Raw genomic sequence first — 13,351 nt, 5'->3', positions numbered from 1 at the left:
CAGCAAGCCGATGGAGACCGTCGTCGAGGACCCGCTGGCCCAGCAGTCGCTGTTCCTGCTCGGCTGGCACACCGTCGGCGCCAACCACCCCGACCGCTACGCCCTCGACCTGCTCGGCAACATCCTGCTGGTCGGCGAGTCGGCGCGCATCCCGAAGATCCTGCAGGACGAGAAGAAGCTGACCGCCTTCAGCGGCGGCACCCACTTCGCCCAGCGCGACGTCGGCCTGGTGTTCATCCAGGCCCTGCCGAACAAGGACGTCAAGTTCGACGCCATCAAGCAGGTCGTGCGCGACGAGGTCGCCAAGATCCAGAAGAGCGGCATCACCGCCAAGGAGCTGCAGAAGGCGATCAACAAGAAGGTCATGGACACGGTCGAGACGCTGGCCACCAACGCCGGCCGCGCCGGCGAGATCGCCCAGGGCGCCCTGTTCCACAACGACCCCAAGCACATCCTCACCGACCTGGAGAAGTACCAGCAGGTCAAGCCCGCCGACATCAAGCGGGTCGCCACCGAGTACCTGGGCGCCAACTGGCTGACCCTCGAGATCAACCCCGGTTCGACCGGCGCGCCGATGATGGGCCCCGGCTGACAGCGCTGACCTCAAGGACAGGAGCCAACGACCATGTTTACGCGCACCACGAATTCCTTCGCCACTGCCCTCGTCGTCGCCGCTCTCGCCGCCCCCGGCTGCGGCAAGCCCAAGGGCGAGACCACGCCGCCGACCGACAACAAGCCGGTCGAGGCGCCGCCGGTCGCCGACAAGCCCGCGCGGGTCTACCAGGATCCGCCGCCGCCGACCGAGCCGCGTGAGGTCCAGTTCCCCGACCTGCAGAAGATCCAGACCAAGAACGGCCTCGAGATCTACGTCGTCGAGAACCACGAGGTCCCGCTGGTCTCGGCCCAGCTCGTGATCAAGGCCGGCACCATGGACGACGAGCAGCTGGCCGAGATGACGGCCAACATGCTCGGCGAGGGCACCAAGACCCGCACCAAGGCCAAGATCGACGAGGAGATCGAGTTCGTCGGCGGCAGCCTCGGCGCCGGCGCCGGCGTCCACGACACCAGCGTGTACACGCAGGTGCTCAAGCGCGACGTCAAGCTGGCGCTGACGCTGATGGCCGACGAGGTCATGAACCCGGCGTTCCCGCCGGCCGCGCTCGACAAGCTGAAGGAGAAGGCCAAGACCGGCCTCAAGGCGATGAAGTCGAACTCCGACGTGCTCGCCGACCAGCTGTTCGACATGGTCGCCTACCCGTCCGGCCACCCGTACGGGCGCCCGCTGCCGACCGAGGCGCAGATCGACGCCGTCACCGTCGACGCGGTCAAGAAGTTCCACGACACCTTCTACCGCTCGAACAACAGCTACCTGATCCTCTCCGGCGACATCACCGTGCCCGAGGCGGAGAAGCTCGGCAACGAGGTGTTCGCCAAGTGGAAGCCGATCGAGGGCCAGGCCCCGGCCAACCCGCTGAACGGCTTCAAGGCCTACAAGCACCCGCCCAAGCTGATCGTTCACCTGGTCAATCGGCCAGGTTCGGCCCAGTCCGACATCCGCGTCGGCAACCTCGCGCTCGCGCGCAAGAACCCCGACTGGATCAAGCTCGACCTCGCCTCCGACATCCTCGGCGGCGGCTCGACCGGGCGCCTGTTCCTCGACGTGCGCGAGGAGAAGGGCCTCACCTACGGCATCTACACCAAGATGGAGCCGGGCGTCGCCCCGGGCACCTGGCGGATCTGGACCAAGACCAAGACCGCCACCACCGGCGAGATGCTCAAGGCGATCTTCGGCCACATCACGAAGATGCGCGACACCGAGGTCACGACCAAGGAGTTCGAGGACGTGACGCGCGAGGCGATCGGCAGCTTCCCGCTGAGCATCGAGACCGCCGATCAGGTCGCCGGCCGCGTGCGCACGATCCTCACCTACGGCCTGCCGAGCGACTACTACAAGACCTACCGCGACGAGGTCCGCAAGGCCCAGATCGCCGACATGAAGACCATGGCACGCAAGTTCATGAACGACGTGCCGGTCGTGGTCGTCGTCGGCCGCGCCGACAAGGCCGAGCCGCAGATCAAGGACGCGCTGCCCGACGCCACGATCGTCCACTACGACACCGACCTCAAGTGCCTCGAGAAGGACACCACCTTCTGCGCCAACAACAACGCCCTCGCGGCCGCAGGTGCCGCGCCGGCGCCCGCGCCCGCCCCGGCCAAGTAATCGACCGCCGCGGCGGCTCGTGATACCCCAAAGGGGGCCCCGCGGAAGCGCGAGGCCCCCTTCGCGCGTATGGGCTCGCTCGCGCCTCGCGCGGCCCGAGCTGCCTCGAAGGCCCTCCGGGGACTCAATCGGGGCCGGCTCGGGTACTCCCTCTCACGGCCCCCTCTCGCCAGGAGAAATCATCATGTGCGGCATCATCGGTTACACCGGCGCTCGCTCCGCCGTCCCGCTCCTCCTCGGCGGCCTGCGCCGCCTCGAGTACCGCGGCTACGACTCGGCGGGCGTGGCCGTCCCGTCGACCACCGGCGGCCCCGTCCAGCTCGCGCGCTGCCAGGGCAAGATCGTCGCGCTCGAGCAGGCGCTCGAGAAGAACCCGCTCGCCGGCCCGTGCGGCATCGGCCACACCCGCTGGGCCACCCACGGCCGCCCGTCCGAGCTCAACGCCCACCCGCACCGCGCCGGCGACGTCGCGGTCGTGCACAACGGCATCATCGAGAACCACGCCGAGCTGCGCGCGCGCCTGCAGGCGGCCGGCTACCCGTTCTCCAGCGAGACCGACAGCGAGGTCATCGCTCACCTCGTCGCCCACGAGCTCAAGGAGGGCGGCGACCTCCTGCAGGCGGTCGTGCGCGCCACGGCCCAGCTCGAGGGCGCGTGGGCGATCGCGGTCGTCCATCAAAAGCAGCCCGACACCATCGTCGCCGCGCGTCACAGCGCCCCGCTGCTGCTCGGCCTCGGCGGGCCCGGGGTCGGCGAGGACAGCACCGCGGCCGAGAACTTCGTCGCCAGCGACGTGTCGGCGATCCTGCAACACACGCGCGTGATCGTCGACCTCGAGGACGGCGACCTCGCCCGCGTCACGCCGACCAGCTACGAGCTCGTCGACGCCCACGGCAAGCCGGTCCAGCGCCCGCGCCGGCGCGTCGAGTGGAGCCCGGCCGCCGCCGAGAAGCAGGGCTTCCGTCACTACATGCTCAAGGAGATCCACGAGCAGCCGCGGGCGATCCGCGACACCATGCTCGGCGCCGGCGTGGTCGAGGACGACGTGCGCTTCGACGGCCTCGATCTGCTCGGCAGCGACCTCGGCGCGTGCGCGCGGATCGTCATGCTCGCCTGCGGCACCAGCTTCCACGCCGCCCTCATCGGCCGCTCCTTGATCGAGGGCCTCGCGCGGATCCCCGTCGAGGTCGACATCGCCAGCGAGTTCCGCTACCGCGACCCGATCGTGCGCTCCACCGACCTCGCGCTGGCGATCACGCAGTCGGGCGAGACCGCCGACACCATCGCCGCGCTCAAGGAGGCCAAGCAGCGCGGCGCGCAGACGTTGGCGATCTGCAACGTCCTCGGCGCCAGCATCAGCCGCGTCGCCGACAAGGTCCTCTACACCCACGCCGGCCCCGAGATCAGCGTCGCCTCGACCAAGGCGTTCACCACCCAGCTGACCATGATGGTGCTGCTGGCGATCAACCTCGGCCGCCGCACCGGTCACCTCGCCGCCGACCGGGCGCGCGCGTTGATCGACGGCCTGCAGGACCTGCCGGCGCACATCGACAACCTCCTGGCCGCCAGCGCGGCGATCCGGATCGTCGCGCGCCGCCACCAGGGCGCCCGCGACTGCCTCTTCCTCGGCCGCGGCCTGTGCTACCCGGTGGCCCTCGAGGGCGCGCTCAAGCTCAAGGAGATCAGCTACATCCACGCCGAGGGCCACGCCAGCGGCGAGATGAAGCACGGGCCCATCGCCCTGGTCGACAACACCATGCCGGTGGTCGTCCTGGCCCAGCGCGGCCCCGGCTACGGCAAGGTCCTGTCGAACCTCGAGGAGGTCCGCGCGCGCGGCGGCAAGATCATCGCCGTCGCCACCCTCGGCGATCACACCATCGGCGACCTCGCCGACGACCTCATCCTCGTGCCCGACGTCGCCGGCGAGCTGCAGCCGATCCTCGCCAGCATCCCGCTGCAGCTGCTCGCCTATCACTTCGCCGATCTCAAGGGCACCGACGTCGACCAGCCGCGCAACCTCGCCAAGTCGGTCACCGTCGAGTAGCCGGCTTCATCGCCGCGTCGGCGCGCCCCGATCACCTGCGAGGGATTGCGGCGAGCGCCGGCGATCACCGACGCGGCGGCCGCTCCATCCGCCAGAACCGCACGCCGCCGAGGTTCGTCAGGTCGTGCTCGCCGACGACCTCGTAGCCGTGGCGCATGTAAAGGCGCTTGGCCGGCTCGCGGTCGGTCTCGAGGTAGCACGGCAGCCCGGCAGCGTCGGCGCGGGCCGACAGCGCGCGCAGCAGCGCCGAGCCGAGCTGGCGCCCCTGCATCTCGGGCTCGACCCCCAGCACCGCGAGGAAGAAGTGCGGCGCGCGCGGATGGTGCGTGCGCAGGAACTCGTCGAGCCGCAGCAGCCGGACCAGCGCGCGCGGGCCGGTGCTGAGGCCCGCGAGGTACATCGGCAGCAGCGCTCGCCCGCGCGGCTTCTGATCTGGCCCATAGGACAGGCTCGTCGCCGCCACCTGGCCGCCCGCGCGGACCACCTCGACGGTGCCGCTCGCCAGCGCCATGCCGGACAGCCCGCCCATCAACCGGGTCGCCCGCGCCAGCCGCCGCGGGCGCTCGTCGCCGAGCGTGGCGACCATCCCGGGGTTGTCGCAGAACGCCCGCCCGAGCAGCCCGCGCAGCTCGCCCGCCGCGCCGGCGAAGGGCTCGACTCGCGGCTCGCTCACGGCGCGCTCCCGCGGGTCCACACGCCCGACTTCCCGCCTGACTTTTCGACCAGGTAGACCGACTCGATCGCCATCGCCCGGTCGATCGCCTTGCACATGTCGTAGATCGTCAGCGCCGCGGCGGCCGCCGCCGTCATCGCCTCCATCTCCGGGCCGGTGCGGTCGACGGCGGTGACGCGGACCGTGGCGCGGACGCCGGGGAGGTCGGGCTCGAGCGCGAAGTCGACGTCGATCCCGGTCAGCCGCACCGGATGGCACAGCGGGATGAGCTGCGGCGTCTGCTTCGCGCCCGCGATCGCGGCCAGGCGGGCCACCGCCAGCACGTCGCCCTTGCCGATCTGGCCCTCGCGGATCCGCTCGAGCGTGGCCGGGGCCATGCGCACGCGGGCCTCGGCCACCGCGGCGCGCGCCGTCTCGGGCTTGTCGGTCACGGCGACCATGCGCGCCGCCCCGGAGGGGTCGAAGTGGGTCAGGGGCTCGGCCATGGCCGAGGCTAGCGCCCGCCGAGGCGAGGTCGTGCGCCCCAAGGCCCGCTCAAGCTCACACGCCTGCGGCCGGGCGCCGCGCGGCTCGATTTGCCGGATCCCGCGAGGAAACGGCTAGAGCCGCGAACGACCTCGTGATATCTCTCGGGCCGGCTGCCGCGGCCTCGCCAGGTCCGCCTTGCACGCCTTCAAAGCTATGAAGATCGGCATTCCGAAGGAGATCTACCCGGGCGAGCGCCGGGTGGCTGCCACCCCTGACACCGCCAAGCGCCTGCAGAGCCAGGGCTTCTCCGTGGTGGTCGAGTCTGGCGCGGGCGCGGCCGCCGAATTCGGCGACGACGCCTACGCCAGCGTCGGTTGCGGGATCGCGGCCGACGCCGAAGGTCTTTGGGGCCAGGTCGACATCGTCCTCAAGGTCCGCCCGCCGAGCAGCTTCGAGGTCGACCTCGCGCGCGAGGGCCAGGTGCTCATCAGCTTCATCTGGCCGGCGCAGAACCCCGACCTCGTCGAGCGTCTGCGCAGCCGCGGCGTCACCGTGCTCGGCATGGACGCGGTGCCGCGGATCTCCCGCGCCCAGAAGCTCGACGCCCTGTCGTCGATGGGCAACATCTCCGGCTACCGCGCCGTCATCGAGGCCGCCAACGTGTTCGGCCGCTTCTTCACCGGCCAGATCACCGCCGCCGGCAAGGTCCCGCCGGCCAAGCTGCTGGTCATCGGCGCCGGCGTGGCCGGCCTCGCCGTCATCGGCGTCGGCCGCGGCCTCGGCGCGATCGTCCGCGCCTTCGACACTCGCCCCGTCGTCAAGGAGCAGGTCGAGAGCATGGGCGCCGAGTTCCTCGAGCTCGACTTCCACGAGGACGGCACCGGCGTCGGTGGTTACGCCAAGGAGATGAGCCCGGCCTTCATCGCCGCCGAGATGGATCTGTTCCGCCGCCAGGCGGAGGAGGTCGACATCATCGTCACGACCGCGCTGATCCCCGGCAAGCCGGCGCCCAAGCTGATCTTGCGCGACATGGTCGAGCGCATGAAGCCCGGCTCGGTCATCGTCGACCTGGCCGCCGAGACAGGTGGCAACTGCGAGCTGACCTCGCCCGGCGAGAAGGTCGTCCACGCCGGCGTCACCATCATCGGCTACACCGACCTGCCGAGCCGCATGGCCGCGCAGTCGAGCCAGCTCTACGGCACCAACCTGTGCCACCTGCTCGACGACATGGGCAAGGCCGCCGGCTTCCGCATCGACGAGAACGACGAGGTCGTGCGCGGCTGCCTCATCACCCACCAGGGCGAGATCAAGTGGCCCCCGCCGCGGCCCGCCGCGCCCGCGCAGGCCCCCGCCGCTGCCCCGGCCGCGCCCAAGCCCGCAGCGCCGGCCGCCGCCGCCCCCGAGCCCCCGCGCCCCTCGTCGCCGCCGCCGAAGAGCCACGGCCACGGTCACGGTCCGCCGGCGGGCGAGTCGAGCCCGTGGCCGCTCGTGCTCGCCGGGCTCGCCCTGGTCGGCATCGGCCTCGGCGTCGACGACAAGTCGAGCTTCCTCAGCCACTTCACCGTGTTCGTGCTGGCCTGCTTCATCGGCTACCAGGTCGTCTGGAGCGTCTCGCCCGCGCTGCACACCCCGCTGATGAGCGTCACCAACGCGATCAGCGGCATCATCATCATCGGCGGCATGCTGCAGATCTCGGGCGCCCCGACCTCGGCGGCGACCCTGCTCGGCGCGGCCGCCATCTTGCTGGCGATGATCAACGTCGCCGGCGGCTTCCTCGTCACCCAGCGCATGCTGAAGATGTTCCGCAAGTAAGCGGCGGGGACCACCACGATGTCGTTCAGCCTCCTCACCGTCATCTACATCGCCGCCAGCGCGCTGTTCATCCTCAGCCTCGGCGGCCTCTCGCGCCAGGACACCGCCCGGCGCGGCAACCTCTACGGCATGATCGGCATGCTGCTCGCGGTGGTCGCCACCGCCATCGGCATGAACGCCGACAAGCTGATGAACATCAGCGGCAGCGGCTTCGCCATCCTCGCCGCCGCCATCGTCCCCGGGGCGCTGATCGGCGCCGTCCTGGCCGCGCGCGTCGCCATGACGGCGATGCCCGAGCTCGTCGCGGTGCTGCACAGCTTCGTCGGCGCCGCCGCGGTGCTGGTCGGCCTGTCGTCGTACCTCGGCGCCACGAGCCACGCCGACACGGTGCACAACGTCGAGGTCTACATCGGCGTGTTCATCGGCGCGATCACCTTCACCGGCTCGATCATCGCCTTCCTCAAGCTGCGCGGCAGCATCGGCGGCAAGCCGCTGACCCTGCCCGGCCGCCACCTGCTCAACCTGGCGATGGTGCTCGGCTGCGTGTTCCTCGGCTGGCAGTTCCTGGCCGACCCGCACCACGGCCTCACCCCGCTGCTCATCATGACCGGCATCGCCAGCGTGATCGGCGTGCACATGGTCATGGCCATCGGCGGCGCCGACATGCCCGTCGTGGTGTCGATGCTCAACAGCTACTCCGGCTGGGCCGCCGCGGCCGCCGGCTTCATGCTGAGCAACGACCTCCTGATCGTCACCGGCGCGCTGGTCGGCAGCAGCGGCGCGATCCTCTCGTACATCATGTGCCGGGCGATGAACCGCTCGTTCCTCAGCGTCATCGCCGGCGGCTTCGGCTCCGACGGCGGCGCCCCGGCGCCGAAGGGCGCGGCGGCCCAGCCGGTCGGCGAGTGCCGCGAGATCGACCTCGACGGCACCGTCGAGCTGATGCGCTCCGCTCGCAACATCATGGTCGTCCCCGGCTACGGCATGGCGGTCGCGCAGGCGCAGCACCCGGTCGCCGAGATCGCCAAGATCCTGCGCAAGGCCGGCGCCAACTTCCGCTTCGCCATCCACCCGGTCGCGGGCCGCCTGCCCGGCCACATGAACGTGCTGCTGGCCGAGGCCAACGTGCCCTACGACATCGTCCTCGAGATGGACGAGATCAACCACGACTGCCCGAACACGGACCTCGTGCTGGTCATCGGCGCCAACGACATCGTCAACCCCGGCGCCCAGGACGACCCCTCCAGCCCGATCGCCGGCATGCCCGTGATCGAGGTGTGGAAGGCCAAGACGGTGATCGTCATGAAGCGCGGCAAGGGCGTCGGCTACGCCGGCGTCGACAACCCGCTCTTCTACAAAGAGAACACCCGCATGCTCTACGGCGACGCCAAGAAGAACGTCGACGCCCTGCTCGGCAAGCTCCGCGGCTAAGCCCCGATCGCCCTCGGGCCAAGCCCGCCCCCTCGCTCGAGGCGGCGGGCTTTGTCGCGCTCCGCCGCTGACATAAAAGCCTATATTATATCTTTAATACCGTTGCGAACGCCATAAAAGCGCACATAATACCCCTTGTGCTGTTCACCGCCGAGGAGGTCGCGCAGCGCCTGGCCGGGCGCATGAAGGCGCTGCGACTCGCCCGCGACTGGAAGCGCGAGACGCTGGCCGAGCGAGCCGGCATCAGCGCCGGCACCGTCAAGCGCTTCGAGACGACCGGCCAGATCGCGCTCGACAACCTGCTCAAGCTGGCGCTCGCCCTCGGCTGCCTCGAGCAGTTCGAGGCGGTGTTCGCCCCGCCGCCGGCGCGCTCGCTGGCCGAGCTCGAGCAGCGCAGCCAGGCACCGGCGCGCCAGCGAGGCCGGCGATGAATCCGGTCACCCGCAAGCTCGAGGTCCGGATCGAGCGCGCCGCCGACGACAGCGAGGTCGTCGGCCACCTGCTGCTGCACGAGCGCACGATCTACTTCGAATACGCTTCGAGCTGGTTGGCCCGCGGTCCCTCGATCTCGCCGCTCAAGCTGGCCCTTCAGCCAGGCATCTTCAAAGCTCCCGCCGCGCGCCTGCACGGCGTGTTCGCCGACGCCCTGCCCGACGGCTGGGGCCTCTTGCTGATGGATCGGCTGTTCCGCAAGCGCGGCCTCGTGCCCGAGCAGCTGTCGCCGCTCGATCGCCTGGCGCACCTCGGCGCGCGCACCATGGGCGCCCTGACCTTTCACCCGTGCACCGACGCCGAGCCCGTCGCCGATCGCTCGATCGCCCTCGACAAGCTCGCCGCGGCCGCCGAGGACGTCTATCGCGGCCACCCGTCGGAGCTCTTGCCGGTGCTGCAGCACGCCGGCGGCTCCCCGGGCGGCGCGCGGCCGAAGGTGCTGGTGGCTGTCCGTGGGGACAGCATGGTCTATGGGACAGCCATGCCGCCGCCCGAGCACGAGCCGTGGCTGATCAAATTCTGGGCCGGCGACGAGCAGCGCGACGCCGGGGCGATCGAGCACGTCTACGCCCGCCTCGCGCGCCACGCGGGGCTCGAGGTGCCCGACACGCGGCTGTTCGTGGCCAGCAGCGGTCAGCGCTTCTTCGGCGTGCGCCGGTTCGACCGCGACGAGGCCGGCGCGCGCATCCACGTCCACACCCTCGCCGGCCTGCTCGACGTCGACTTCCGCGAGCCGAACCTCGACTACGACATGCTGCTGCGCGCCACCATGCACCTCACGCGCGCGCAGCCCGACGTGCGCCGGGCCTTCCGCCAGATGGTGTTCAACGTGCTCGCGCACAACCGCGACGACCACGGCAAGAACTTCTCCTTCCTGATGGACCGCGAGGGCGGCTGGCGCCTGTCGCCCGCCTACGACCTCAACTTCGTCGCCGGTCCCGGCGGCGAGCACACGATGACGCTCGACGGCGAGGGCCGGCGCCCGACCTGGCAACACATGCTGCGCCTGGCCCGTCGCGCCTCGATCGACGAGAAGAGCGCGCGGGCGATCGTCGACGAGGTGCGGGCCGCCCTCGCGCGCTGGCCTCGCGAAGCGCGGGCGGTCGAGGTCGCCCCTGCCACCATCAGCGACATCGGCCGCCGCCTCGACGCAGTCGCTGCCGCGGCCGAGCTGCCCGGCAGCGCGCCCAAGCGCCCGCGACGCCGCTGAACTCGACGCCCGCACGGGCTCCCCGCCTCCGAGATGTCTCGAAGGACATCTCCCGTCACCTGTCCCCGGGGACAGGCTCACCAGCGCGCCGCCCCGCGATCGCTCCCGACCCACCAGCGAGCGCCTGCGACGGTCTCCACGATGCCGCCGCGGCGCCGGCGCGGCATACTCCCTCGACATGACCTCCACCTCGCCCCTGCCGTCGTCCGCGCTCGCCACCACCCCGTGCTCGATCTGCCACGGGCGAGAGTTCTACTTCCTCTCGCCGTGGCGCAGCCTCGATTACGGCGCCAACGGCTGGTACGCCCGGCCCGTCCAGACCTGCGCCCACGTCCCGGAGCGTGGCTTCCTCAGCGGCCCCTCGGAGTCGGACATCCTGCGCGCGCCGATGTCCCTGCGCGTGTGCGCCGGTTGTGGCGCCTCCATCCCTTACACCGACCCGGCCGCAGTCCAGGAATTGCTGGCGGCCGGCCAGCCGGGTGTCTCCCATGCGGGCGGCGAGCCTGGCCGGCGATGACGGCGCACCCCTCGCCGCGAGCAAGACGCGAGACCGGCTTCATCCGGCTCGCGGCCTGGGTTATGAAAGAGAACCGAGGCCGCGACATGCATCAGCAAGAGACCTGTGTGGCGGTGCGCGACGTCCTGAGCCGCGTCGGCGACAAGTGGAGCGTCCTCGTGGTCAGCATGCTGAGCGACCGACCGCTGCGCTTCAACGAGCTGCGACGATCGATCGAGGGCATCTCGCAGCGCATGCTGACGCTGACGCTGCGCGGCCTCGAGCGCGACGGCCTCGTCACCCGCACCGTCACCCCTTCCGTCCCGCCGCGCGTCGACTACGAGCTGACCGAGCTCGGCCGCACCCTGCTCGACCCGGTGCAGGCCCTCGCCGCCTGGGCCGGCGACCACCGCGGCGAGATCGCCCGCGCCCGCGAGCGCTTCGACCGCAAGGATCCGCCCCGGCAAGATTGATCGGCGAAGCGGATGTCCGAACGAGCATGCTCGATAGAACATGTCCGTTCGGGCAGGCATGTCTCGGCGCACCGCGGCCGCCGCCCGCAGCACTTTGGCCGCGCATCCCCGCCGTGTCTCAGCGCACCTCGGCCGCCACGCGCAGCACGCCCGGCTGCGGGTAGCTGATCGCCAGGTCGGCCAGCTCCAGCCCCCCGTCGCGCAGCGCTCGCGTGCCGTCGCGCAGCAGCGCCCGCACCTCGATCCCCGGCAGCCCCGCGGCGCCGGGAGCCAGCAGCGCATCGAGCCTCGCCTCGACGTCGCCCATCTCGAGCAGCGCGGCGAAGCACGGCCACAGCGCCCCTGCACGGGCGCACGACAGGCGCAGGCGGTCGATCGTCCCCGCCAGCGCCAGCCGCCCGCGCCGCGCGTCGTAGTGCGGGCGCACGAACCCGCGTCCGGCCACCAGCACCTCCCCGGGGTCCTCGCCCTCGCTGCCGGTCAGCCCCAGCCGCAGCCCCGCCACGGTCAGCGCCCAGCCGTCACCTGTCCCCGGGGACAGCGACGGCGGCAGCCGCACCTCGATCTCCGCCAGGCCGAGCGTCGTCCACTCGCCGAGCGCCTCGTCGACCCGCTCGACCCACTGCGCCCGCCCCATCAGGTCGCCGAGCAGCCCGTTGGCGGTCCACGCGTCGAGCAGCGCGTCGACCGTGTCGAGGCTCAGCTCGACCTCCGCGTCGGCCGTCGGCGCCACCGGCCGCAGCGGCGGCAGCGCGAGCCCGTGCCGCGCCGGCCCCGGGATCGCCGCCAGCCGCGTGCGCACCCGGCTCGCCTCCTGGCTGGTCTTCGGGTCAGGTTTATCTGGCCGTACGGACAGGTGCGCCGCGATCCCGCCCGACTCGATGGCCACCGCGCAGAACGCCAGCGTCGCCCGCGAGCGCGGCTCGCCGACGATCAGCTCGGCGCGCTCGGGGATCAGCGGGATCGCGCTGGCCACCGCCAGGGCCGCCGTCAGCTGCGTCTCGACCTCCTGCCGCGCGCGTCGGTCGATGTAGCCGTCGGCCAGCGCGTAGCCGGCCAGCGCCCCGAGCGGCGCCAGCGGCCCCGTCACGATCGCCCCCAGCCCGGCCGCCCCGAGCGTCGCTCGCGTGCGCAACGTCCCCGTGAACTCGACCGGCCCGAGCGAGGCCAGGCGCACGCCGAGCTGGCGCGGCCCGGCCACCCGCACCTCCAGCGCGCCGGACACCGCGATCCGGTGCTCGCCGGCCAGCGCCACGCGGAACCACAGCGCGTCGCCCCGCAGCGTCACGCTCGCCTCCTCGAGCGTCGTCCCCGGCCCGAGCAGCCCGATCGACGGCGCCGCCGCCAGCAGCTTGTCGCGCAGCGGCGGCAGCACCAGCCGATCGATCGCCCTCGCCGCCACCCGCACCCCCGCGCCGCAGCCCGGCGAGTCGTCGTAGCGCGCGCGGAACGGCCCGACCAGCGCCGCGTCGGTCGCCACCTCCGCACCCCCCTGCCGCGGCAGCTCGACCTCGATCAGCCGCAGCCCCGGCGCGTCGCCCAGCGCGACCGAAAGTGTCCCCTCGAACATGTTCTCGTAAACATGTCCTTCAGGACCGCGACCGTTCGTCCCGGCGCCATGCCCGTCAACCTCGGCAACTCTGGACATGGCCTCGAGAGCATGTCCTCCGGAATCATCGCGCGCCGCGGACATGTCCTTTTGCGCATGTCCTTCAGGCCCGCCGCGGATCTCGCCGTCGACCCGCACCACCACCCGCGCGGCCAGCTCCGGCGGGACCACGCGCCCCGCCCAGCGCCCGTCGGCCGCCGGCGCGTGCGGGCTTGCGACCTCGACGCGGAACGGCTCCACCGCCGCCGCCTCGATCAGCGCCCCGCGCCCGGCGGCCAGCAGCGCGCCCGCCAGCGCCAGGCCGGCCAGACCAGCCATCGACGCGAGCCGCCACTTATCCTCCGCGAGCGCCATACAGCACGACCAGCGACGCCAGCTCGAGCGCCACCACCCACAGCGTACAGGCCATCACGCTGCGGACC

General features: G+C 71.7%; 12 protein-coding genes. 9 read left to right on the top strand and 3 right to left on the bottom strand.

The genetic code is table 11. The features are described from left to right. Positions 1 to 10: 10 nt before the first annotated feature. From OV079_RS05365 to glmS, 3 genes are all read left to right on the top strand, one after another. Positions 11 to 592 (top strand): M16 family metallopeptidase, encoded by a 582-nt coding sequence (locus tag OV079_RS05365; protein WP_267766627.1) that lies wholly within the window; start codon positions 11 to 13, stop codon positions 590 to 592. A 33-nt stretch (positions 593 to 625) separates the two neighbouring features. Beyond that, the gene (locus OV079_RS05360; RefSeq protein ID WP_267766626.1) at positions 626 to 2,221 is read left to right on the top strand and encodes a M16 family metallopeptidase; all 1,596 of its coding nucleotides are present in this window, start codon (positions 626 to 628) and stop codon (positions 2,219 to 2,221) included. A 184-nt stretch (positions 2,222 to 2,405) separates the two neighbouring features. After that, positions 2,406 to 4,265 carry a glutamine--fructose-6-phosphate transaminase (isomerizing) gene (gene glmS / locus OV079_RS05355; protein WP_267766625.1) on the top strand — a complete coding sequence of 620 codons (1,860 nt, stop codon included), beginning with the start codon at positions 2,406 to 2,408 and terminating at the stop codon, positions 4,263 to 4,265. Positions 4,266 to 4,329: 64 nt separating this feature from the next. Here the strand turns inward: glmS and OV079_RS55595 are convergent, their stop codons facing one another. Continuing rightward, positions 4,330 to 4,938, bottom strand: a complete 609-nt coding sequence (locus tag OV079_RS55595; protein ID WP_267766624.1) for a GNAT family N-acetyltransferase — start codon at positions 4,936 to 4,938, stop codon at positions 4,330 to 4,332. After that, the gene (gene moaC / locus OV079_RS05345) at positions 4,935 to 5,423 is read right to left on the bottom strand and encodes a cyclic pyranopterin monophosphate synthase MoaC (RefSeq protein WP_267766623.1); all 489 of its coding nucleotides are present in this window, start codon (positions 5,421 to 5,423) and stop codon (positions 4,935 to 4,937) included. The genes OV079_RS55595 and moaC overlap by 4 nt, the downstream gene beginning before the upstream one ends. A 196-nt stretch (positions 5,424 to 5,619) precedes the next feature. Between moaC and pntA the strand changes: the two genes are divergently transcribed. The 6 genes from pntA (at position 5,620) to OV079_RS05315 (ending at position 11,320) form a co-directional block, all read left to right on the top strand. Then, positions 5,620 to 7,218 (top strand): Re/Si-specific NAD(P)(+) transhydrogenase subunit alpha, encoded by a 1,599-nt coding sequence (gene pntA / locus OV079_RS05340; RefSeq protein WP_267766622.1) that lies wholly within the window; start codon positions 5,620 to 5,622, stop codon positions 7,216 to 7,218. 18 nt (positions 7,219 to 7,236) lie between these two features. After that, a complete protein-coding gene (locus OV079_RS05335; protein WP_267766620.1) occupies positions 7,237 to 8,649 on the top strand; it encodes an NAD(P)(+) transhydrogenase (Re/Si-specific) subunit beta in 1,413 nt (470 codons plus the stop codon). Between the two features lie 137 nt (positions 8,650 to 8,786). Continuing rightward, on the top strand, positions 8,787 to 9,080 hold the full coding sequence (locus OV079_RS05330) for a helix-turn-helix domain-containing protein (RefSeq protein ID WP_267766619.1): 294 nt from the start codon (positions 8,787 to 8,789) through the stop codon (positions 9,078 to 9,080). Beyond that, the gene (locus OV079_RS05325) at positions 9,077 to 10,351 is read left to right on the top strand and encodes a type II toxin-antitoxin system HipA family toxin (RefSeq protein WP_267766617.1); all 1,275 of its coding nucleotides are present in this window, start codon (positions 9,077 to 9,079) and stop codon (positions 10,349 to 10,351) included. Before OV079_RS05330 ends, OV079_RS05325 begins: the two co-directional genes overlap by 4 nt. A 178-nt stretch (positions 10,352 to 10,529) precedes the next feature. Then, the gene (locus tag OV079_RS05320; RefSeq protein WP_267766616.1) at positions 10,530 to 10,868 is read left to right on the top strand and encodes a hypothetical protein; all 339 of its coding nucleotides are present in this window, start codon (positions 10,530 to 10,532) and stop codon (positions 10,866 to 10,868) included. An 86-nt stretch (positions 10,869 to 10,954) separates the two neighbouring features. Then, on the top strand, positions 10,955 to 11,320 hold the full coding sequence (locus tag OV079_RS05315; protein WP_267702141.1) for a winged helix-turn-helix transcriptional regulator: 366 nt from the start codon (positions 10,955 to 10,957) through the stop codon (positions 11,318 to 11,320). Between the two features lie 118 nt (positions 11,321 to 11,438). Here OV079_RS05315 and OV079_RS05310 read toward each other — a convergent pair whose 3' ends face one another. Further along, positions 11,439 to 13,247, bottom strand: a complete 1,809-nt coding sequence (locus tag OV079_RS05310; protein WP_267766615.1) for a hypothetical protein — start codon at positions 13,245 to 13,247, stop codon at positions 11,439 to 11,441. Positions 13,248 to 13,351: the final 104 nt, after the last annotated feature.

Origin of the sequence: Nannocystis pusilla (assembly GCF_026626665.1) — a bacterium.
In the GTDB taxonomy this organism is placed as follows: domain Bacteria; phylum Myxococcota_A; class Polyangia; order Nannocystales; family Nannocystaceae; genus Nannocystis; species Nannocystis pusilla.
Note: the sequence above shows the minus strand (reverse complement) of the source record. Positions and strands in the feature narration are given on the sequence as shown.